Origin of the sequence: Trinickia dinghuensis (assembly GCF_003367175.1) — a bacterium.
In the GTDB taxonomy this organism is placed as follows: domain Bacteria; phylum Pseudomonadota; class Gammaproteobacteria; order Burkholderiales; family Burkholderiaceae; genus Trinickia; species Trinickia dinghuensis.
Window position 1 is genome coordinate 366,460 of record NZ_QRGA01000007.1, and the last position, 21,107, is coordinate 387,566.

17 protein-coding genes and 2 riboswitches are annotated in these 21,107 nt (G+C 65.9%); of the genes, 9 read left to right on the forward strand and 8 right to left on the reverse strand.

Annotation, left to right across the window (positions count from 1 at the left end; translation table 11 throughout):
- Window positions 1-55 precede the first annotated feature (55 nt).
- The 5 genes from DWV00_RS14125 to gcvT all read right to left on the reverse strand — a co-directional run bounded on the left by DWV00_RS14125 (window position 56) and on the right by gcvT (window position 7,406).
- Complete coding sequence (locus DWV00_RS14125) at window positions 56-1,444, reverse strand: L-serine ammonia-lyase (protein WP_115534193.1); 1,389 nt, start codon at window positions 1,442-1,444, stop codon at window positions 56-58.
- A gap of 76 nt (window positions 1,445-1,520) precedes the next feature.
- A complete protein-coding gene (locus tag DWV00_RS14130; protein WP_425452768.1) occupies window positions 1,521-2,615 on the reverse strand; it encodes an alginate lyase family protein in 1,095 nt (364 codons plus the stop codon).
- A 157-nt stretch (window positions 2,616-2,772) separates the two neighbouring features.
- Entirely contained in the window at window positions 2,773-5,730 is a 2,958-nt protein-coding gene (gcvP, locus tag DWV00_RS14135; protein WP_115534195.1) for an aminomethyl-transferring glycine dehydrogenase, read from the reverse strand.
- A gap of 88 nt (window positions 5,731-5,818) precedes the next feature.
- Window positions 5,819-6,199, reverse strand: a complete 381-nt coding sequence (gcvH, locus tag DWV00_RS14140; protein WP_115534196.1) for a glycine cleavage system protein GcvH — start codon at window positions 6,197-6,199, stop codon at window positions 5,819-5,821.
- An 88-nt stretch (window positions 6,200-6,287) separates the two neighbouring features.
- Complete coding sequence (gene gcvT / locus DWV00_RS14145) at window positions 6,288-7,406, reverse strand: glycine cleavage system aminomethyltransferase GcvT (protein ID WP_115534197.1); 1,119 nt, start codon at window positions 7,404-7,406, stop codon at window positions 6,288-6,290.
- Window positions 7,407-7,505: 99 nt separating this feature from the next.
- Window positions 7,506-7,671: riboswitch (glycine riboswitch) on the reverse strand.
- A gap of 16 nt (window positions 7,672-7,687) precedes the next feature.
- A riboswitch (glycine riboswitch) is annotated at window positions 7,688-7,795 on the reverse strand.
- A 117-nt stretch (window positions 7,796-7,912) separates the two neighbouring features.
- Here gcvT and DWV00_RS14150 point away from each other — a divergent pair.
- Entirely contained in the window at window positions 7,913-8,590 is a 678-nt protein-coding gene (locus DWV00_RS14150) for a hypothetical protein (RefSeq protein WP_115534198.1), read from the forward strand.
- A gap of 10 nt (window positions 8,591-8,600) precedes the next feature.
- Here DWV00_RS14150 and DWV00_RS14155 read toward each other — a convergent pair whose 3' ends face one another.
- Window positions 8,601-9,680 (reverse strand): aldose epimerase family protein, encoded by a 1,080-nt coding sequence (locus tag DWV00_RS14155; RefSeq protein ID WP_115534199.1) that lies wholly within the window; start codon window positions 9,678-9,680, stop codon window positions 8,601-8,603.
- Between the two features lie 68 nt (window positions 9,681-9,748).
- On the reverse strand, window positions 9,749-10,972 hold the full coding sequence (locus DWV00_RS14160; RefSeq protein WP_115534200.1) for a XylR family transcriptional regulator: 1,224 nt from the start codon (window positions 10,970-10,972) through the stop codon (window positions 9,749-9,751).
- 449 nt (window positions 10,973-11,421) lie between these two features.
- Here DWV00_RS14160 and xylF point away from each other — a divergent pair, with 449 nt between their 5' ends.
- From xylF to DWV00_RS14205, 8 genes are all read left to right on the forward strand, one after another.
- Window positions 11,422-12,450 carry a D-xylose ABC transporter substrate-binding protein gene (xylF, locus tag DWV00_RS14170; protein ID WP_115534202.1) on the forward strand — a complete coding sequence of 343 codons (1,029 nt, stop codon included), beginning with the start codon at window positions 11,422-11,424 and terminating at the stop codon, window positions 12,448-12,450.
- 98 nt (window positions 12,451-12,548) lie between these two features.
- Window positions 12,549-14,123: a D-xylose ABC transporter ATP-binding protein gene (xylG, locus tag DWV00_RS14175; RefSeq protein ID WP_115534203.1), complete on the forward strand. Its 1,575-nt coding sequence runs from the start codon at window positions 12,549-12,551 to the stop codon at window positions 14,121-14,123.
- The gene (locus DWV00_RS14180; protein WP_115534204.1) at window positions 14,120-15,310 is read left to right on the forward strand and encodes a sugar ABC transporter permease; all 1,191 of its coding nucleotides are present in this window, start codon (window positions 14,120-14,122) and stop codon (window positions 15,308-15,310) included. Before xylG ends, DWV00_RS14180 begins: the two co-directional genes overlap by 4 nt.
- Before the next feature lie 167 nt (window positions 15,311-15,477).
- Window positions 15,478-16,251: a D-xylose 1-dehydrogenase gene (gene xylB, locus DWV00_RS14185; protein ID WP_115534205.1), complete on the forward strand. Its 774-nt coding sequence runs from the start codon at window positions 15,478-15,480 to the stop codon at window positions 16,249-16,251.
- Window positions 16,248-17,132: an SMP-30/gluconolactonase/LRE family protein gene (locus DWV00_RS14190; RefSeq protein WP_115534206.1), complete on the forward strand. Its 885-nt coding sequence runs from the start codon at window positions 16,248-16,250 to the stop codon at window positions 17,130-17,132. Before xylB ends, DWV00_RS14190 begins: the two co-directional genes overlap by 4 nt.
- Window positions 17,133-17,213: 81 nt before the next feature.
- Window positions 17,214-19,001, forward strand: a complete 1,788-nt coding sequence (locus DWV00_RS14195; RefSeq protein WP_115534207.1) for an IlvD/Edd family dehydratase — start codon at window positions 17,214-17,216, stop codon at window positions 18,999-19,001.
- A gap of 52 nt (window positions 19,002-19,053) precedes the next feature.
- Window positions 19,054-20,247 (forward strand): fumarylacetoacetate hydrolase family protein, encoded by a 1,194-nt coding sequence (locus tag DWV00_RS14200; protein WP_115534208.1) that lies wholly within the window; start codon window positions 19,054-19,056, stop codon window positions 20,245-20,247.
- A gap of 158 nt (window positions 20,248-20,405) precedes the next feature.
- Window positions 20,406-20,612, forward strand: coding sequence for an SDR family oxidoreductase (locus tag DWV00_RS14205; RefSeq protein WP_425452774.1), 207 nt, complete (start codon window positions 20,406-20,408; stop codon window positions 20,610-20,612).
- Between the two features lie 46 nt (window positions 20,613-20,658).
- Here the strand turns inward: DWV00_RS14205 and DWV00_RS14210 are convergent, their stop codons facing one another.
- Entirely contained in the window at window positions 20,659-21,063 is a 405-nt protein-coding gene (locus DWV00_RS14210) for a VOC family protein (protein WP_115534330.1), read from the reverse strand.
- Window positions 21,064-21,107: the final 44 nt, after the last annotated feature.

A 21,107-nucleotide genomic window follows, 5' to 3' on the forward strand; every position in this document is an offset into this window, starting at 1 on the left:
AGTCGGCCTATCCCGGCCGGCTCACCCGGGCCGGCCTAGCCGTCAGGCACCGCCGTCAGCACTCGACGATGTTCACGGCCAGCCCGCCGCGCGACGTTTCCTTGTACTTCGTCTTCATATCGGCGCCCGTCTCGCGCATCGTCTTGATGACGGAATCGAGCGACACGTAATGGCTGCCGTCGCCGCGCAGCGCCATGCGCGCGGCATTGACGGCCTTGACGGACGCCATCGCGTTGCGCTCGATGCAGGGGATCTGCACCATGCCGCCAACCGGATCGCAGGTGAGCCCGAGGTTGTGCTCCATCCCGATCTCGGCGGCGTTCTCGACTTGCTTCGGCGTGCCGCCCAGCACCGCGGCCAACGCGCCGGCCGCCATCGAACAGGCCACGCCGACTTCGCCCTGGCAGCCCACTTCGGCGCCCGAAATCGATGCGTTCAGCTTGTAGAGGATGCCGATCGCGGCGGCCGTCATCAGGTAATCGATGATGCCCTGCTCGTTCGCGCCGGGCACGAAACGCGTGTAATAGTGAAGCACGGCGGGCACGATGCCGGCCGCGCCGTTCGTCGGCGCCGTGACGACGCGCCCGCCCGCGGCGTTCTCTTCATTGACGGCGATGGCATAGAGGTTGATCCAATCGACCATCGACAGCGGATCGCGCAACGCCTGTTCGGGGTTGCCCGACAGCGCGCGATAGAGCTGCGGCGCGCGGCGCTTGACCTGGAACGGCCCGGGCAGATTGCCGTCCGCATCGGGATTGCCGATGCCGCAGCCGCGCGCCACGCACGACTGCATCACGTCCCAGATCTTCAGCAAGCCGGCGCGCGTTTCTTCCTCGGTATGCCAGACGCGCTCGTTGTCCCACATCAATTGCGCGATGGATTTGCCCGTCTGCGCGCACATCTCGAGCAGTTCGTTGCCGGTGCTGAACGGGTGCGCGCGTTGATCGGCCGCCTGCAGCACCTTCGTATTGGGCGCGCCGGCCGTCACGACGAAGCCGCCGCCGACCGACAGGTAAGTCGCCTCCCTCAGCACCGCGCCGCCCGCGTCATGCGCCCGCAGCTTCAAGCCGTTCGGATGCTCGGGCAGCGCCTGGCGATAGAAGGCGATCTGCTCCTTCGGCGAGAAGCCGATCTCATGCGTACCGCCGAGCACGAGCCGGCGCGATTTGGCGACCGTTTCGAGCCGCGCGGCGATCGTCGACGGATCGACGGTATCGGGTGCGTCGCCCATCAGGCCCAGCATGACGCCGCGGTCGGTGCCGTGCCCTTTGCCCGTCGCCCCGAGCGAGCCGTAGAGCTCGACCTTGACCGACGCTGTCTGCGTCAGCAAGCCGTCGCGCTCGAGGCCCTGCACGAACAGCAGAGCCGCGCGCATCGGCCCGACCGTATGCGAACTCGAGGGACCGATGCCGATTTTGAAGAGGTCGAAAACGCTGACTGCCATTGCTGCTCCAAATGCTGATCGGGGCGGTGCGGCCGCCTCGGGTTGATGAGTCTCCGCGCAAACGCGCGTCGTTGCGCTATCTCGCCGGCAGCGGCAAACAGACCGAAAGCCAGGAAGGCGGCATCGACGCCAAACGCTGCGCCACGCTCGCGTAGCGGCCCGACAGCCGCGCGGCAAGATGAAACAATTCGGCCGAGCTTTTCGGGTCCCACTGGCCCGAGTAACCCGGCAGGCCGGCCTCGCGCCGCTTCGCATCGAAAGCGACGCTCGAATGGACGAATTCCTCGTGCGTCTTATCGCCAAGCGCATAGGGCGCGAGCCAGTCGAGCGCGCGAGCGAGCGTCGCGCCGTTCGGGGCACGCTGCGTGAGCCAATTACGATTGTGCCGTCGGGCCGACAGCGCCGCCACGACGAGCGGCTGCAAGTCGTAGGTCACGTAATGCAGCGCATCGCGCTCGGAGAAATCGACCGTTGCGCCGTCCGGCGCGACGTTCGTTCCGATCTGCTCGACGAACAGCCGCTGCGCCGCGTTGATGAGCTTTCGATCGTCGAGCGTGAAGGCGGCCATCGCAATCAGTTTGACGCGATGGCTCTCCCAGTTGTTGCGATAGGTGCCGGTCAAGGGCCGCGGCTGCGCGTCCACGCGCGCGACGTAGCCGTTTGCCAGCTTCGCGATGAACGCGGCCGTCGCGTTGCGCGTCTTCACGGGCAACGCGCTCGCGGTCAGGTCGTAGGCGAGGATCATCGAATCGAGGTGGGTCTCGTCGATCGGATCGAAGCTCGGCTGATAAGTCGTGGCCCAAGCCAGCAGGAAACGGTCGACGAGCTTCAGGTAGCGCTCGTCGCCCGTCGCGCGCCAGACGAGTGCCGCGTCACGCATCAGCTCGAGATCCTGTTCGGCCTCGACGCTCTGGTCGTAGATGCCTTCGTGCGGCAGCGTGCCTTCGGTATGCAGATGGGCGAGCGGCTTCGGCTGATCGTTCAGCCGCGCCGCCACGCGCTTGACGAGCGCCTGCACGGCCGGCGCGGAACTCGTGCGCTCGCTCGTCTGCATGGCAGGCGCCGCGCAGAAATTCATCGCCGCGCGCGCCTCGCTCGCCTGCGCGAGCAAGCCCGCGCAGGCGATCAGCCAGGCCGCGAGGCCCGCCCATTCGCCCAACCGCGAGTTCATCGCTACGCGTCGTCGCACCTGTTGCAAGCACGCCATCTCTCGCCCCATCGATCGCTCCTTCGTTGGCTTCATCCCGGCCTGAGATGGTAGCCCGTATTAGCGGTGAATGACGATGACGCGAGCGCGCGCGGCTACGCCTGCCACGCGCATCCCTTGCTCAAGCGTAATCCGAGATCGGCACGCAGGAGCAGAACAGATTGCGGTCGCCATAGGCGTTGTCGGCCCGGCCGACAGGGGGCCAGTACTTGCGTACGACGAGCGAGGGCAGCGGATACGCGGCCGCCTCGCGCGAGTACGCATGCGGCCACTCGTTCGCCGTCACGACCGCCGCCGTATGCGGCGCGTGCTTGAGCGGGTTGTCCTCGCGATCGGCGCGGCCTTCCTCGACGGCCCGGATCTCGTCGCGAATCGCGATCATCGCCTCGATGAAACGATCGAGTTCCTCTTTCGATTCCGATTCGGTCGGCTCGACCATCAGCGTGCCCGGCACCGGGAAGCTCATCGTCGGCGCGTGGAAGCCGTAGTCGGCCAGGCGCTTGGCGACGTCGTCGACGGTAATCCCGCTCGCGTCCTTGATCGGGCGCAGATCGAGAATGCACTCGTGCGCGACGAGCCCGCCGGGGCCCGCGTAGAGCACCGGAAAGTGCGGCGCCAGACGCTTGGCGACGTAGTTCGCGTTCAGGATCGCCACCTCGGTGGCCGCCGTCAGATTCTTCGCGCCCATCATCGCGACGTACATCCACGAAATCGGCAGGATCGAGGCCGAGCCGTACGGCGCGGCCGAGACGGCGCCGATGCCGCTCTCGGCACGGCGATAGCCCGACGACGTCTGATTCGGCAAAAACTGGGCAAGATGCGGGCCGACCGCCACGGGGCCGACGCCGGGGCCACCGCCGCCGTGCGGAATGCAGAACGTCTTGTGCAGATTCAGGTGCGAGACGTCGCCGCCGAACTGTCCCGGCGCCGTAAGCCCGACCATCGCGTTCATGTTGGCGCCGTCGACGTACACCTGGCCGCCGTGCGCATGCACGATCTCGCAGATTTCGCGCACGTTCTGCTCGAACACGCCGTGCGTCGACGGGTACGTGATCATGATCGCGGCCAGCTTGGCCGCGTGCTCGGCCGCCTTCGCCTTCAAATCGGCGATGTCGACGTTGCCTTGATCGTCGCACGCCACGACGACGACCTTCATGCCGGCCATGTGCGCCGAAGCGGGATTCGTGCCGTGCGCCGAGGCCGGGATCAGGCAAACGTCGCGATGGCCTTCGCCGCGCGACGCGTGATAAGCGTGAATGATGAGCAGGCCGGCGTACTCGCCCTGCGAGCCGGCGTTCGGCTGCAGCGAAACGGCCGCGTAGCCGGTGGCCGCGACGAGCATCTGCTCGAGCTGGTCGATCATCTCGCGATAGCCGACCGTCTGCTCGGCCGGCGCGAACGGGTGAATCTGCGAGAACTCGGGCCACGTGACCGGCAGCATCTCCGAGGTCGCGTTCAGCTTCATCGTGCACGAGCCGAGCGGAATCATCGAGCGGTCGAGCGCGAGATCCTTGTCGGCGAGGCCGCGCAGGTAGCGCAGCATCTCCGTCTCGGAGTGGTGGCGATTGAAAACGTGGTGCGTGAGATAAGCGCTGGTCCGCACGAGCGCCGCGGGCACGGCGGCCATGTCGCCGCCTTGGCCCTGCTCCTGCCCACGCGTGAGCGCCGTGTCGAGCGTATCGACATGCGGCACGTCGATCGCGCCGGCCGCGCTCGCGAACAGCGACAGCAAATCGGCCAGATCGGCGCGCTTCGTGGTTTCGTCGACGGAGATGCCGACGCGCGTGTCGCTCACGCGGCGCAGATTGACGCGCAGGCGCTTGGCGGCCTCATGGACGGCGGCCGTGCGCGAGCCCGTTTCGATCGTCAGCGTATCGAAGAACGTCTCGTTGACGAGCGTATAGCCGAGCTGCTTCACGCCGGCGCCGAGCAGCGCGGCGACGCGGTGCACGCGCTGGGCGATCGTCTTCAAGCCGTGCGGCCCGTGATAGACGGCGTACATGCTCGCCATGATCGCGAGCAGCGCCTGCGCCGTGCAGACGTTCGAGGTGGCCTTCTCGCGGCGGATATGCTGCTCGCGCGTTTGCAGCGCGAGGCGCAATGCGCTCTTGCCTTGCGCGTCGACGGTCACGCCGACGAGCCGGCCCGGCATCTGGCGCTTGAATTCGTCGCGCACGGCCATGTAGGCCGCGTGCGGGCCGCCGAAGCCGACCGGCACGCCGAAGCGCTGCGAGGTGCCGACGGCGACGTCGGCGCCCCACTCGCCCGGGGGCGTGAGCAGCGTGAGCGCGAGCAGATCGGCCGCGACGACCACATGGCCGCCGGCCGCATGCACGGCTTCGGTCAGCGCGCGGTAGTCGCGCACGTCGCCGCCCGCGCCCGGGTATTGGAGCAGCACGCCGAACGCGTTGGCGCCGGCGGCGGCATCGGCCGGACCGACCTGCACGTCGATGCCGATCGGCTCGGCACGCGTGCGCACGACTTCGATCGTCTGCGGCAGCACGTCGTCGGCCACGTAGAAGACGTTCGACTTCGACTTGCCGGCGCGCTGCAGCAGCGTCATCGCTTCGGCCGCGGCGGTCGCTTCGTCGAGCAGCGATGCGTTCGAGATCTCGAGCCCGGTCAAATCGCCGATCATCTGCTGGAAGTTCAGCAGCGCCTCGAGCCGGCCTTGCGAGATTTCGGGCTGGTACGGCGTGTAGGCCGTGTACCAGGCCGGATTTTCCAACACGTTGCGCAAAATGACGGCCGGCGTGTGCGTGTTGTAGTAGCCCTGCCCGATATAGGAGCGGAACACCTCGTTTTTATCCGCCAACTCGCGCAGGCACGCGATCGCCTCGGCCTCGCTGCGGGGCTCGGCAAACGAGCCGAGCGGCAGCGGATCGGTGCGGCGGATCGCGCGCGGGATCACCGCGTCGATCAGCGCGGCGCGCGACTCGAAGCCGAGCACCTCGAGCATCTTGTGCTGGTCGGTGCCGTCCGGGCCGATGTGCCGCTCGGCAAAGGCGTCATGCACTTCGAGCGCGGCGAGCGAGAGAGGGGAGCGGTTCATCAGACGATCCGGGTGTTCGAGCTTCATAGTAGGGCGGCTTGTGTGCGCGGCGAGTTCCGTTCAACGAGCAAAAGCGTGCGAAACGCGCCGCGCGGCAAAAAACGAGAGGGAAGGATCAGCCGATGAGCTTTTCGTAGCCGGCGGCGTCGAGCAGCTTGTCGACCGAGGCGGTGTCCGCGAGCTTCACCTTGAACAGCCAGCTCGCGTAGGCGTCCTGATTGACGGCGTCGGGCGTATCGACGAGTTCTTCGTTGATCGCGACGACTTCGCCCGAGACGGGCGAGTAAATATCGGAAGCCGCCTTCACCGATTCGACGACGCCGATCGAATCGCCGGCCGCGATCGTCTTGCCGACGGCGGGCAGCTCGAGGAAGACGATATCGCCGAGCGTCTCTTGCGCGTGGTCGGTGATGCCCACCGACACCGTGCCGTCGGCTTCGGTTCTGACCCACTCATGTTCTTCGGTGTATTTCAGATCGGCCGGGACGTTGCTCATGTGTTGCTCCTGGTGAAATAGGAAATGCGTTGAATTGAAAGCGTAAGGTTCGACGTCTCGCGCGCGAGGGCCGCCCGTTGGCGTCAGGTTAGGCGACGAGCACCTTGCCGCCCCGCACGAACGGCAGTTTTACCACGCTTGCGGGCAGTGCCTTGTCGCGAATGAGCACCTGCACGACGTCGCCTGCGCGCACGCCTTTCGGCACGCGCGCGAACGCGATCGATTCTTGCATCGTCGGCGAGAACGTGCCGCTCGTGATTTCGCCCTCGCCGTGGGGCGTCACGACCTTCTGATGCGCGCGCAGCACGCCGCCTGCCTTGCCGTTTTCCTTTTGCAGGATCAGGCCGACGAAATCCTGGCGCGAGCCGTCGCGCTCGAGCGCGGCGCGGCCCACGAAATCGCGCGCGACGGCCAGATCGACCGTCCAGGCGAGGCCGGCGTCGAGCGGCGACACGTGTTCGTCCATGTCCTGGCCGTACAAGTTCATGCCCGCTTCGAGGCGCAGCGTATCGCGCGCGCCGAGCCCGCACGGGCGCACGCCGGCGGCGGCAAGCGCATTCCAGAACGCGGCGACTTGGGCGGCCGGCACGATGATTTCGAAGCCGTCCTCACCCGTGTAGCCGGTGCGCGCAATCGTCAGCTCACCGTAAGGCGCGACGGTCGCGCGCGCGGCGTTGAACGGCTTGAGCCCCTCGGTGGCCTCGCGCGCCTCGGGCAGCACTTGCCAGACCTTCGCACGCGCGTTCGGACCCTGCGCGGCAACGATGGCCAGGTCGCGCCGCGGCGTGATGGCGAGGCCGAAGCCGCGCTCGGCATTCAACCGGTTGAACCAGGCGATGTCCTTCTCGGCCGTGCCGGCGTTGACGACGACGCGAAAGAAATCGTCGGAGAAAAAGTAGACGATGAGATCGTCGATGACGCCGCCGTCCTCGTTCAGCATGCACGAATACAGGGCACGGCCCGGCGTCTGCAGCTTGCCGGCGTTGTTGGCGATCGCGTATTGGAAGAAGGCGCGGGCCTGCGCACCGGCAAAATCGACGGCGCACATGTGCGACACGTCGAACATGCCCGCGTCGGTGCGCACGGCATGGTGTTCGTCGATTTGCGAGCCGTAGTTGACAGGCATGTCCCAGCCGCCGAAATCGACCATGCGCGCATTGAGGGCACGGTGAGCGGCGTTCAGGGGAGTCAGTTTCAGTTCGGTCATGGGAGCCTTAAGCGCGCAAAGGTTTCGCGAAAACAAAAAAGGGCCATGCCGGCCGACACCCGCGAGGCGCTACTTCCTTTGCCTGTTGCGAATGCGATGCATGACCCCTCTGTCCTCGGTACCTGAGAGATTGCGCCGACGGGGAACGAATATCGTTTCCACCGATCGATGCGCGCGCCCCTTCGGTGGGCGGCTTGCTCGCGCACGCAGCCGGTCTTGCCTGGCGCGCCGCTACGAACTACCACCACTCTCCAGAGTGCGAAAAGCCGGGTTGTAGGCCTTTCGACGCGGTCGGTCCTTTTGCCTGAGAGTTTCTGGGTGTGCCCCTTCGGCGGCGCGGCCGGTAGGCTGAAAACCTTACCGCCGACGCTCTCTCCCGACGCGTGCGCGAAATTTACGCGAGCGTCCCGGGGTTGTCAAATGAGGGACGCTCAAATTGAGCGTGGATGCGTACGGCAGGCATGGCCAAGACGCGGTAACGTAGCAGCAATGGAGGAGGAAAGCTCATGTCGCCCATGTCGAATCGCTTCAACCCCGCTGACCACGATATTCGCCTGCTCGCCGCGGGCCGCGTTACGTTCGCCTCGCCCGCCGCGCTCGAGCGCGCGCTGCCCTCGCTGATCGAACATGCCCACGCCGTCCCGACGGGCACCCTCGCCGATGTCTACCGCGACGTCGATGCCGACGCGCTGCTGTTCGTCGCGGCTTGGCGCGTGGTCCGCTTCGAGGCGGCCGAGCGCACCGTCGTCGATGCCATTGCCCACGCCATCGAGCCGGTGCGCGCGGACGCCTCGCCCGCCTGGATCGACGTGGCCGTGCCCGGGGGCGCTTGGACCTCGGGACGCAGCGGGCCGGGCGAGTGTCTCGTGCTCGTGCGCCAGCCGCTCGAAAAACCGAACGCGATCATACAGACCAGCTGGATCGACAAAGTCCTGCTGGCGCTCAACGGCGACGCCGAGCCGCCCGACGGCCTGATCTCGGCGAATTTCTTCGCGACGCACGACGAGGCCTCCGTGCTGAACTTCGCACGCTGGACCAGCGCCGACGCCCATCGCGAAGCACTCGCGCGCGGCCATTACGGGCAGCACGACAGCATCGGCGCCTCGCCGCTGTGGCGCGTCACGCGCGAGCATCCCGGCATCCGGGCCGATCACGAGGTCTGCCGGTACGAACCCGTGTCGTAGCGGCGCCCGCTTAATCCCGCACGCCGACGCGGTACTTCGTCACTTGGCGATAGGGTTTCTCGGGACGCGAGATCACGTCCTCGCGATCGGCCATGTTGATCTGGTTCGGAAACCCGCCCGCTTCGAGGCACAGCCCCGCGTGGCGCGCGTAGGTCGTCCCTTGCCGCCCACGCACGCCGTCGAGGTAGTTGCCGGTATAAAACTGCAGGCCGCGCTGATCGGTCGACACGGTCATGAACCGTCCGCTCGCCGGATCGTAGAGCCGCGCGACCTCGCATACGGGCCGCTCGCCGCTGCTCCGGGCGGCCGCGTTCGTCTCGCGCAACACGTAGCAATGATCGAAGCCGCGAGCAAGCGAAAGCTGCTCGTGCGGCCACTCGAGCCGCGCGCCGATCGGAGCCGGCTCGCGAAAATCGAATGCATTGCCGGCGACGGCCGATTCACGGATCGGGATCAACGTCGGATCGACTTCGAAGAACGCATCGGCATCGATCGAGAGGACATGGCCCTTGATGTCGGTGCCGCTCTGGCCCGACAGATTGAAATAGCCGTGACTCGTCAGATTGAGCGGCGTCGGCGCATCCGTGCTCGCGCGATAGTCGATCGTCAGTTCGCCGTCGTCGTCGAGCGCATAGCGCACCTCGGCATGCACGTTGCCCGGAAAGCCCGCATCGCCGTCTTTCGAATCGAGCGTCAGCACGAGCGTGCCGCCCTCTTCACGCGCCTGCCAGATCGCGCGATTGAAACCGGCTCTGCCGCCGTGCAGCGAATTGTCGCCCTCGTTGCGATCGGCCTGATAGGCGACGCCGTCGAGCGTGAAGCGCCCGCCGGCGATGCGATTCGCCCAGCGGCCGACGAGCGCCCCCATGTAGGTCTTCGCTTCCCAGTAATCGGCCGGCGTGTCGTGCCCGAGCAGAATATCGCCGAGCCGCCCCGCGCGATCGGGCGCGTGCCAGGAAACGAGCGTCGCGCCGAGCTCGCTCACGGACACGCGCATGCCATGCGCGTTGCGCAGCGTGTATTGATGAACGGTTCGTCCGTCGGGCAGCGCGCCCCAAGGTTCGTGCGATAACTTAGCAGTGCTGATCATGTCGTCGTGAAAGTGCTCAAATATTGGGAGAAGCCGTCAAACCTTAGAAGCTGCTTTAACCGCTGGGTTTATACCGCTTCTCGCGCGCTTTCGCGAGCCTGATACTCGCGCGGCGTGCAGCCGAGTTCGCGGCGAAATACCGCGTGCAAATATTGGACCGACTTGAAGCCGCAGCGGACGGCCACGTCGGCGCTCGATAGATCGCGTTTGACGAGCAGCGCCTTTGCCTGATCGAGCTTTTGCCGAAGTATCTCTTGATGCACGGTGCAGCCGAGTTCGCGCCGGAAGTGCTCCTCGAGCGACGAGCGCGAGACGCCGACGTAATCGGCGACTTGCTCCGTCCGGATTCCCTGACACGCATACTGCCGAATGAAATGGCGCGCCCGCGCGACGTAAGGACTGGCCAGCGGCTGATGCTTCGTCGAATCGAGCACGTTGATGCCGACGGGCGGCACGAGAATCCTGCGCCCCGGAAAGCGCGCTCCGTGCAGCATTTGATGGAGCATGTGCGCGGCCGTTCGCCCCATCTCCTCCGTGCCTTGAATGACCGACGAGAGCGGAATGCGCGTCAGCGTGCGCGTGAGCGGATCGTTGTCGATGCCGATGATCGCGACATCCTCGGGCACCGGGATGCCGGCGATCAAGCAGGCCTGCAGCAGTTGCCGCGCCCGCGCGTCGGTGACCGCGATGATGCCGACCGGCTTGGGCAGCGCATCGAGCCACTGTGTCAATTGCTCGATCGCTTGATTCCAGGTCGGCGCGCTCGTCGATAGCCCGCGATAGATCTCAGCGTCGATTTGCTCGTGGGTGCGTCCGTCCGCTTCCCGCAGGCGCGAAAAGGCAAGCTCGCGCTGACGCGCCCAGCGATGCTCGTTCGAGAGCGGCAAGCTGAACAGCGCGAAATGCCGCAGTCCCGCGCCGATCAAATGCGTATAGGCGAGCGAGACGAGCTTGACGTTGTCGGTCGCGATGTACGGCACATTGTCCGGATAGTGGGACGACTCCTCGAACGACGAGCCCACGGCCACCACCGGCAAACGGCAGTCGGCCAGCGCTTCGCTGACGGCCGGATCGTCGAAGTCGGCGATGATGCCGTCGCCGTCGAAGCGCTCGATGCCGCCGAGGCGGCAGCGGAAATCCTCTTCGAGAAACAGATTCCAGCTCACACGCGTCGAGAGCAAATACTGCCCCACGCCCGCGATGATCTCGCGGTCGTAGACCTTGTTCGCGTTGAACAGCAGCGCGATGCGATGCGCCTTTTGCGGCGCGGGGGCGCTCGCACTCGTCTTCAAAGCGGCCCCTCGCCGGCTCGCTCGCCCACTCCCGATAGGGCTTCGCGCATGGTGTCGTCTCCCATTGATCGTTGCTCGTCGATCGTCGTTCTTTCGATGTCGCTTCTTCGTTGCTTCTTCGTTGCTTCTTCGTCGTTGGTCGTACGCGCGCTTGCGGCGCCGGCATCGACGGCATTCGTCGCGTTCCGCGATTTTAGGCGCGAATGGCACGGCCGCCGTGCACTTCGATGCGCTCCGGCAAGAAACGTTAATCGCGCTGCGCAATTTCGCAATTGTGGCCGATGCGGCGCCGCTGCACCATGGCCGCACTTCGAGACCCGCCGCCCGACCTTCGCATCCGGCGTCCTCGCAAGAAACACCGCTTTGCTTGCGTGCGAGTCGCCGCGCTCAGGCGCCGGTCTAAGCGGCACAACAGGCGACATCCCAATATATAAGACAGGAGTGGAGACATGGCATCTGCAAAGCGTCGTTCCATTTTAGGCTCGTTCATCGCGGGCGCGGTTCTCGCCGGCATCTCGCTCGCGGCACCGCTCGCGCATGCCAGCAAGGCACACCCCGTCATCGGCTTTTGCATCGACGACTTGCGCGTCGAGCGCTGGGCGCGCGATCGCGACTACTTCGTCGCCGCGGCGCAGAAGCTAGGCGCGACGGTCTCGGTGCAATCGGCCGACGCCAGCGAAGAGCGTCAGATCTCGCAGATCGAAAACTTGATCTCGCGCGGCGTGGACGTGATCGTCATCGTGCCGTTCAACTCGAAGACGCTCGGCAATGTCGTCGCCGAAGCGAAGAAGGCCGGCATCAAAGTCATCTCCTACGACCGCCTGATTCTCGATGCCGACGTCGACGCTTATATCTCGTTCGACAACGAGAAGGTCGGCGAACTGCAGGCCAAGGGCGTCTACGACGCGCAGCCGAAGGGCAACTACTTCCTGCTCGGCGGCTCGCCGACGGACAACAACGCCAAGATGCTGCGCGAAGGCCAGCTCAAGGTCCTCAAGCCCGCGATCGACCGCGGCGACATCAAGATCGTCGGCCAGCAGTGGGTGCCCGAATGGAACGCATCGACGGCGCTGCGCATCGTCGAGGATGCGCTGACGGCCAACAACAACAAGATCGACGCGATCGTTGCCTCGAACGACGGCACGGCCGGCGGCGCGATTCAAGCGCTGGCCGCGCAAAAGCTTGCCGGCAAGGTGCCCGTCTCGGGCCAGGACGCCGATCTCGCCGCCGTGAAGCGCGTGATCGCGGGCACGCAGACGATGACCGTCTACAAGCCGATCAAGCTCATCGCGACCAACGCGGCCCAGCTCGCCGTCGATCTCGCGCAAGGCCGCAAGCCCGCCTACAACGCGCAATACGACAACGGCAAGAAGAAGGTCGACACGGTCCTGCTGCAGCCGATCGTGCTGACCAAGAAGAACGTCGACGTCGTGGTCAAGGACGGCTTCTACACGCAAGCGCAGATCTCGAGCCAATAAGGACCGAACGCGCGAACGCTTCGCAAGCGCGCGCGGCGCCCATCCCCGATGGGGCCGCCGCGCGCTCGAGAAGACGCACCGAACAAGGAACGAGACGCATGGCGCAAAACGAACCCTTGCTGTCGCTTCACGGCATCGTCAAAACGTTCTCGGGCGTCAAGGCGCTCGACGGCATCGATCTGTCGGTCCGCCCCGGGGAGTGCCTCGGCCTATGCGGCGAGAACGGCGCCGGCAAATCGACGCTGATGAAGATCGTCTCGGCCGTTTATCCGCACGGCACCTGGGACGGCGAAATTCGCTGGGACGGCGCGCCGCTCCACGCGTCGAGCGTACGCGATACCGAGCGCGCGGGCATCGTCATCATCCACCAGGAATTGATGCTCGTGCCCGAGTTGTCGGTGGCCGAAAACATTTTTCTCGGCAACGAGATCACGCTGCCCGGCGGACGCATGAACTACGCGGCGATGCATCAGCGCGCCGACGCGCTGCTGCGCGAACTGGGCATCGAAGGCATCAACGTCGCGCAGCCGGTCATGAATTTCGGCGGCGGGCATCGGCAGTTGATCGAAATCGCCAAGGCATTGAACAAGCAGGCGCGGCTCTTGATTCTCGACGAGCCGTCGTCGTCGTTGACCGCGGCCGAAACGCGCATCCTGCTCGACATCGTGCGCGATCTCAAACGGCGCGGCGTCGCCTGCATCTACATCTCGCACAAGCTCGAAGAAGTCGAGGCCGTCTGCGATACGGTCACCGTGATCCGCGACGGCCGGCACGTCGAGACTGCCTCGCTCGCCGCGATGCCGCCGTCGCGCATCGTCGCGCTGATGGTCGGCCGCGAGATCACGAACCTGTTTCCGCGCGAGCCGCACGAGATCGGCGAGATCGTGCTGGAGGCACGCAACGTCACCTGCTTCGACGTGACGAACCCGCGCCGCAAGCGCGTCGACGATCTCTCGTTCCACATCCGCCGCGGCGAGATTCTCGGCGTGGCCGGGCTCGTCGGTTCGGGACGGACCGAACTCATGCAGGCCGTCTTCGGCGCCTACCCCGGCACGTGCCGCGCGTCGGTTGCCGTCGACGGCCGGCCCATCGCCGTGCGCTCGCCCGGCGACGCCATCCGCGCCGGCATCGGCATGGTGCCGGAGGACCGCAAGGCACACGGCATCGTGCCCGACCTCGGTGTCGGCCACAACATCACGCTCGCGGTGCTGCGGCGCTTCGTCAAGCACGGCGCAATCGATGCCGCCGCGGAACTCGACACGATTCACAAGTCGATGAAGCAGCTCTCGGTGCGCGCGGCCCATCCGTTCCTGCCAATCGCCAATCTATCGGGCGGCAATCAGCAAAAGGCCGTGCTCACGCGCGTGCTGTTGACCGAGCCGAAAGTCCTGATCCTCGACGAGCCCACGCGCGGCGTCGACGTCGGCGCGAAGTTCGAGATCTACAAGCTCATCTTCGCGCTCGCCAAACAAGGCATGGCGATCATCGTTGTCTCGTCGGAGCTGCCCGAAGTCCTCGGTCTCTCCGATCGCGTCCTCGTCATGGGCGAGGGCGAACTGCGCGGCAACTTCGCCAACGACGGCCTCACGCAAGAGGCCATTCTCACGGCCGCCATCGAGCCCGCTCGCCGGGCCGCGGCCGTGGCCCATCCCAACGAGACCGCACCCGCATGACACCGGACCTTTCCTCCGCCCGCCCGGCAACCGCCGCCTCCCCGGCCGGCGCCGACCGCATCCGCCAATGGTTCGCGCGCTACAAGATCCTCGCGCTGCTGATCGCCGTGGCGCTGATTTGGCTGTTCTTCGGCGTCCTCACGCACGGCGCGTTCGCCACGCCGCGCAACTTGTCGAATCTGTTGCGGCAGATGGCGATCAGCGGGATGCTCGCCTGCGGCATGGTGTTCGTCATCATCGCCGGCGAAATCGACTTGTCGGTCGGCTCGCTGCTGGGGCTGCTCGGCGGCGTCGCCGCGATCCTCGACGCGAATCGCAACTGGCCGATCGAAGCGACGATTCCCGTGGTGCTGGCGCTCGGCGTCGTAGCGGGCCTCGTCAACGGCTGGCTCTCGACCTACCGGCGCGTGCCGTCGTTCATCGTCGGCCTCGGCGGCATGCTCGCCTATCGCGGCATCCTGCTCGGCATTACGGGCGGCTCGACGATCGCGCCGGTATCGGATCGCTTTGTCTTCCTCGGCCAAGGCTATCTGCCGCGTCTCGCGGGCAACGCGCTCGCGCTGCTGCTGTTCGCCGTGCTCGCCTTCGTCACGGTGCGCGCCCGGAGCAACCGCCGCCGCTACGAACTTCCCGTGCCGCCGCTTTGGCAAGACGCCACGAAGATCGTCGGGGCGGGCGCCGTCATCTTCGCGTTCGTCGCCACGCTCGACGACTACGGCGGCATCCCCGTCCCGGTATTGCTCGTGCTGCTCATGCTCGGCATCTTCACGTGGGTGGCGACGCAGACCGTGTTCGGGCGCCGCATCTACTCGGTCGGGTCGAACCTCGAAGCCACGCGGCTCTCGGGCGTCGACACGAACCGCGTCAAGCTCGCGATCTTCGCGCTGATGGGCCTCATGTGCGCGTTCGCCGGCATCGTCAATACGGCGCGGCTCGCGGCCGGCTCGCCGTCTGCGGGGAACATGGGCGAACTCGACGCGATCGCGGCCTGCTTCATCGGCGGCACCTCGATGCGCGGCGGATCGGGCACGGTCTACGGCGCGCTGATCGGCGCGCTCGTGATGGCCAGCCTCGACAACGGCATGTCGATGCTCGACGTCGATGCCTACTGGCAGATGATCGCAAAAGGCGCGATCCTAGTCGTTGCCGTTTGGATCGACGTGGTGTCGCGCACGAATCGGCGCTAATCGACGCTAATCGACACAAAAGCGGCCCTGAATCGGCGTTGAGCCGACGTTGAGTCGGCGCTGATTCTGCGTCATAAAACGCAAGCCCGGCTCGCTGCGGTGCAGCACGAAGCACCGAGAACCGCCCCGCAGGTGGGCGGCATTTTCTTCAAACGTGGAATTTTGCAATGTCGTACGCCATTTATCCGAGCTTGGTCGACCAGACCGTCGTCATCACGGGCGGCGGGAGCGGCATCGGCGCCGCGATCGTCGAAGCGTTCGCCACGCAGGGCGCGCGCGTCTTTTTCCTCGATATTGCCGAGACCGATTCGAAAGCGCTGGCCGAGCGGCTTAGCGAGTGCAAGCACCGGCCCGTCTTCCACCAGTGCGACTTGCGCGATATCGCGGCGATCGAGCGCGTATTTACGGCGATCTGCGCCGAAGCGGGCATGATCGACGTCCTCGTCAACAATGCGGCCAACGACGATCGCCATCCCTTCGGCTCGATCACCCCGGCCTACTGGGACGAGCGCATCGCCGTGAACTTGCGGCACCAATTTTTCTGCGCGCAATACGCAGCTTCCGGCATGAAGAGTGCGGGCAAAGGGGTAATTCTGAACCTCGGCTCGATCTCGTGGCACACCGCGCTGCCGAACCTTTCCATCTATATGACGGCTAAAGCCGGCATCGAAGGGCTCACGCGCGGGCTCGCCCGCGAACTCGGCGTCTTCGGCATCCGCGTCAACGCGATCGTCCCGGGCGCCGTGCGCACGCCGAGGCAGATGAAGCTGTGGCAATCGCCCGAAAGCGAAGCGAAGCTTATCGCCGATCAATGTCTGCCCGAGCGGGTCGAGCCTGAGCACGTCGCGCGCATGGTCTTGTTTCTCGCATCGGACGACGGCTCGCGCTGCTCGGGACGCGAGTACTTCGTCGATGCGGGATGGTATGGAGCATCCTCATGATTTCACCCGAATGCATTTGGCCTCTAGGTACCGAACTCGGTGAAGGGCCCGTATGGAGCAAAGCCGATAAAGCCGTCTATTTCGTCGACATCAAGCGCAAGCACATCCACCGCTATGAAACCGAAACGCGCGAGACGATGACCTGGCCCGCGCCGAGCGAGCCCGGCTTCATCGTCCCAGCCTCCGACGAAACGTTCATTTGCGGGCTGCGCAAGGGGCTGTATCGGTTCGATGCACGCACCGGAAGCTTCGACAAACTCGTGGACGTCGAGCACGATCGCGCCGGCAATCGCCTGAACGATGGCTTTGCCGACCCACAGGGCTATCTGTGGTTCGGCACGATGGACGACGGCGAAACCGAGCCGACCGGCGCCCTCTATCGCGTCGGCGACGACGGCAAAGTGGCACTGCGCGACGACGGCTACGACATTGCAAACGGCCCGGCGATGAGCCCCGACCGGCGCACGCTGTACCACACCGACACGCGCGGGCAGACGATCTACGCCTCCGACGTCGGCGAACACGGCGCGCTGTCGAACAAGCGCGTCTTCGTCAAAGTGCAAGGCTCGGCGTACCCCGACGGGATGGCCGTCGATGCCGAAGGCTGCGTCTGGGTCGCGCTTTACACCGGCGGATGCATCGAACGCTACTCGCCGGACGGCAAGCAGATCGACACCGTCGCGTTCCCCTGCTCGAACATCACGAAGCTCGTGTTCGGCGGCGACGACCTGCGTACCGCCTATGTCACGACGGCACAGAAAGGATTGAGCGAAGCCAAGCGCGAACGCGAAACGCTGGCGGGCGGCTTGTTCACGTTTCGCTCGCCCGTTCCGGGCTTGCCGCAGAACGTGCTGACGCGCGGCCTCGTGCGCGCGCGCTAACCGGCACCGACTATCACGCCGGTCATGCGAATCACGCTGTTCATGCAGGTCATGAGTCATAGTTAGGAGCACGAAACACCCATGTCACCGACGCCCCCGCGCAGGCTGCGCAGCCAAAACTGGTTCGACGATCCGACTCACGCCGATATGACGGCACTGTACGTCGAACGCTTCATGAACTACGGCCTCACGCGCGAGGAGTTGCAATCGGGCCGGCCGATCATCGGCATCGCGCAGACGGGCAGCGATCTCGCGCCCTGCAACCGCCATCACATTGAGTTGGCCGCCCGCACGAAGGCCGGCATCCGCGACGCCGGCGGCATTCCGATGGAGTTTCCGGTCCATCCGCTGGCCGAGCAAAGCCGGCGGCCGACGGCGGCGCTCGACCGCAATCTCGCCTATCTCGGCCTCGTCGAAATTCTGCACGGCTATCCGCTCGACGGCGTCGTGCTGACGACGGGCTGCGACAAGACGACGCCCGCCTGCCTGATGGCCGCGGCCACGGTCGATCTGCCGGCCATCGTGCTGTCGGGCGGCCCGATGCTCGACGGCTGGTTCGAGGGCAAGCGCGTGGGCTCGGGCACGGTCATCTGGCATGCCCGCAACCTGCTTGCGACCGGCGAGATCGACTACGAGGGCTTCATGCGGCTCACGGCGGCGGCGTCGCCGTCGATCGGGCACTGCAACACGATGGGCACGGCGCTGTCGATGAATAGCCTGGCGGAGGCGCTCGGCATGTCGCTGCCCGGATGCGCATCGATACCGGCTGCCTATCGCGAGCGCGGACAGATGGCCTATGCGACGGGCAAGCGCATCGTCGATCTCGTGCGCGAGGACATTCGCCCTTCTCATATCCTCACGCGCGAGGCATTCGAAAATGCGATCGTCGTGGCCTCGGCGCTTGGCGCATCGACGAACTGCCCGCCGCATCTGATCGCGATCGCGCGCCACATCGGCGTCGAACTTTCGCTCGACGATTGGCAGCGCCTCGGTGCCGACGTCCCGCTGCTCGCCAACTGCATGCCGGCCGGCGAGTACCTCGGCGAGGGCTTTCATCGCGCGGGCGGGGTGCCCGCCGTGTTGCGGCAGCTTGCCCAAGCGGGCCTGCTGCACGGCGAATGTTCGACCGTGTCAGGCAGCACGATTGCCGAGATCGTCCGCCAAGCGCCCGATGCCGACGGCGACGTCATTCGTTCGCACGCCGAACCGTTGAAGCACGGCGCCGGGTTCATCGTGCTGTCGGGCAATTTCTTCGACAGCGCGATCATGAAAATGTCGGTGGTCGGCGAGGCATTTCGCCGGGCTTATCTCAGCGAGCCGGGCTCGGAGAACGCCTTCGAAGCGCGCGCCGTCGTCTTCGACGGCCCCGAGGACTACCGAGCGCGCATCGACGATCCAGCGCTCGGAATCGACGAGCGCTGCCTCCTGGTCATGCGCGGCTGCGGCACGCTCGGCTACCCGGGCAGTGCCGAAGTCGTCAACATGGCGCCGCCGGCCGAACTCGTGAAGCGCGGCGTGACGTCGCTGCCGTGCATGGGCGACGGGCGGCAAAGCGGGACGTCGGCAAGCCCTTCGATTCTGAACATGTCGCCCGAATCGGCGGCCGGCGGCGGGCTTTCGCTGATGCGCACGGACGATCGCGTGCGAGTCGATCTGAACGCGCGGCGCGTGGAACTGCTCGTCGACGAAACCGAGCTGGCTCGCCGGCGCGAAGAAGAAACCGCCCCGAGCGTGCCGGCCTCGCAAACGCCGTGGCAGGAAATCTACCGGCAGTTCGTCGGACAGCTTTCGACCGGCGGATGCCTCGAGCCCGCCACGCTCTATCTGAAAGTCATCGAAACGCGCGGCGATCCGCGCCATTCGCATTGACCCGATCCAATCGCTCCAATCATTGACTTCACTCCGCCGAGACCTGACCGACATGCCCATCGATCCCGCCGCAAGTCTGCCCTCCGACCTCGACCGCGCGCTGCTCGTCGGCCGCATCTGGCGCGGTGCGCCCGTCGACGGCCCGTCGGTCGTCGTCGTCCGTCATGGAGAAGCGTTCGACATCACGGCGAGCGCGCCGACCACGAGCGACCTGTTCGATCGCGAGGATGTCGCGGCTTTCGCGCGATCGGCGCCGGGCGAGCCGCTCGGCGCCGTCCATGAGCTATTGAAAGCGAGCGCGAACGGCGGTGCGATCGCGGGTGCGCAGGTAAGCGTCGAAGGCGCTCCTCGCCTGCTCGCTCCCTGCGACGTGCAAGCCATCAAGGCCTGCGGCGTGACGTTCGCCGTCAGCCTGCTAGAACGCGTGATCGAAGAGCAAGCCGGCGGTGATCCAGGCCGCGCGGCCGAGATCCGCGCCTCGCTGCATGCCCTGATCGGCACCGACCTCGCCAAGATTCAACCGGGCTCGCCGGCCGCGATGCGCCTGAAGGAGGAACTCAAACGCCGCGGCGCGTGGTCGCAATACATGGAAGTCGGCATTGGCGAGGATGCCGAAGTATTTACGAAGTCGCAGGCGATGTCGGCCGTGGGTTTCGGTGCCGACGTCGGCCTCTATCCAACGTCAGCTTGGAACAACCCCGAACCCGAGATCGTGTTGGCCGTAAACGCGGCGGGCAACGTCGTCGGCGCGACGCTCGGCAACGACGTCAACCTACGAGACATCGAAGGCCGCTCGGCGCTCTTGCTCGGCAAGGCGAAGGACAACAACGGCTCGTGCGCGATCGGCCCGTTCGTCCGCCTGTTCGACGATCGCTTCACGCTCGACACGATACGCGAGGCCAGTGTCTCGCTGCTGATCGCCGGCGAGGACGGCTTCGTGCTCGAAGGCGTGAGCCACATGCGCGAGATCAGCCGCGACCCGCTCGATCTCGTCGCGCAGACGCGCGGCCCACATCATCAATACCCCGACGGCTTCATGCTGTTTCTCGGCACGATGTTCTCGCCGATCAAGGACCGCGACGCGGCCGGCGGCGGCTTCACCCACCATCTCGGCGATGTCGTGACGATCTCGACGCCGGCGCTCGGGGCACTCGTCAATACGGTGCGGCTGTCGACCGAGATCGCGCCCTGGCAGTTCGGGGTGCGGGCGTTGTATCGGAATCTGGCTGCGCGTGGATTGATCTAGCTTCACGCTTCTTAGCTTCAGCCGAAAACTCGGCGTCACGCACCATGTCGACATGGCCTCGCTCAATCGCGACTGGGCGGGCCCCGCGACCGTACTCAAGGAACGCGAACTGCCGAAGCTGGCGCGTGCTCGAACCCGCACCGATCCGTGTGAATGCGGTGTCGCCGGGACTCGTCGATACGCCGCTGCTCGACAGCTTCTTCGGCGACGCCAAGCGCGACGCGTTGGCATCGGCCGCGGCGGCATTGCCAACGGGGCGCATCGGACGCCCCGACGATATCGCGCAGGCGATCGGCCTGCTGCTCGCCGGAGGGTTCATCACGGGCGAAGTGCTGCATGTCGACGGCGGCGGACGCTTGGTGTAGCGAGGGCACAGCGGTTAAAGACGCATCCGCTTCCTATCGGCCGCACTTACTCCGACACCGGGTCGTGGCAACAAACGCAGATCTTGTTGCCCTCCGGGTCGCGGAAGTACGCCCCATAGTAGTTGGCGTGATAGTGAGGTCTAAGTCCCGGTGCGCCTTCGTCGGCACCGCCGTTCGCTAACGCGGTTGCGTATGCGGCGTCGACAACGCTCCGATCGGACGCCAAGAAGGCCACCATCTGACCGTTGCCTACCTGCGCGGCATTGCCGTCGTAGGGTCTGCCGACGATGAAGAGCGGCCGGGGTTGGCCCTTCGCCCTCCAACCGGCCCACGGCTGTTCTTGCTCCCGCTCGCAGAACTTCAGCTCGTGGTCCAACAGGTTCATAAGCGTCGAATAAAACTCAAAGGCCCGATCGAACTCGTTCACACCGACACAAACGTGAGAAAGCATCTTGGTCTTCCTGAAGAACGGGTGAACGGGTGGCGGCAACTCGG

Excerpts from the sequence above, each read along its gene's own strand:
- DWV00_RS14155 (WP_115534199.1), bottom strand. The coding sequence starts at position 9,680 with ATGATCAGCACTGCTAAGTTATCGCACGAACCTTGGGGCGCGCTGCCC.
- DWV00_RS14125 (WP_115534193.1), bottom strand. The coding sequence starts at position 1,444 with ATGGCAGTCAGCGTTTTCGACCTCTTCAAAATCGGCATCGGTCCCTCG.
- DWV00_RS14180 (WP_115534204.1), top strand. The coding sequence starts at position 14,120 with ATGACACCGGACCTTTCCTCCGCCCGCCCGGCAACCGCCGCCTCCCCG.
- DWV00_RS14210 (WP_115534330.1), bottom strand. The coding sequence starts at position 21,063 with ATGCTTTCTCACGTTTGTGTCGGTGTGAACGAGTTCGATCGGGCCTTT.
- xylB (WP_115534205.1), top strand. The coding sequence starts at position 15,478 with ATGTCGTACGCCATTTATCCGAGCTTGGTCGACCAGACCGTCGTCATC.
- gcvH (WP_115534196.1), bottom strand. The coding sequence starts at position 6,199 with ATGAGCAACGTCCCGGCCGATCTGAAATACACCGAAGAACATGAGTGG.
- xylG (WP_115534203.1), top strand. The coding sequence starts at position 12,549 with ATGGCGCAAAACGAACCCTTGCTGTCGCTTCACGGCATCGTCAAAACG.
- DWV00_RS14190 (WP_115534206.1), top strand. The coding sequence starts at position 16,248 with ATGATTTCACCCGAATGCATTTGGCCTCTAGGTACCGAACTCGGTGAA.
- DWV00_RS14200 (WP_115534208.1), top strand. The coding sequence starts at position 19,054 with ATGCCCATCGATCCCGCCGCAAGTCTGCCCTCCGACCTCGACCGCGCG.
- gcvP (WP_115534195.1), bottom strand. The coding sequence starts at position 5,730 with ATGAAGCTCGAACACCCGGATCGTCTGATGAACCGCTCCCCTCTCTCG.
- gcvT (WP_115534197.1), bottom strand. The coding sequence starts at position 7,406 with ATGACCGAACTGAAACTGACTCCCCTGAACGCCGCTCACCGTGCCCTC.
- DWV00_RS14130 (WP_425452768.1), bottom strand. The coding sequence starts at position 2,615 with ATGAACTCGCGGTTGGGCGAATGGGCGGGCCTCGCGGCCTGGCTGATC.
- xylF (WP_115534202.1), top strand. The coding sequence starts at position 11,422 with ATGGCATCTGCAAAGCGTCGTTCCATTTTAGGCTCGTTCATCGCGGGC.
- DWV00_RS14195 (WP_115534207.1), top strand. The coding sequence starts at position 17,214 with ATGTCACCGACGCCCCCGCGCAGGCTGCGCAGCCAAAACTGGTTCGAC.
- DWV00_RS14150 (WP_115534198.1), top strand. The coding sequence starts at position 7,913 with ATGTCGCCCATGTCGAATCGCTTCAACCCCGCTGACCACGATATTCGC.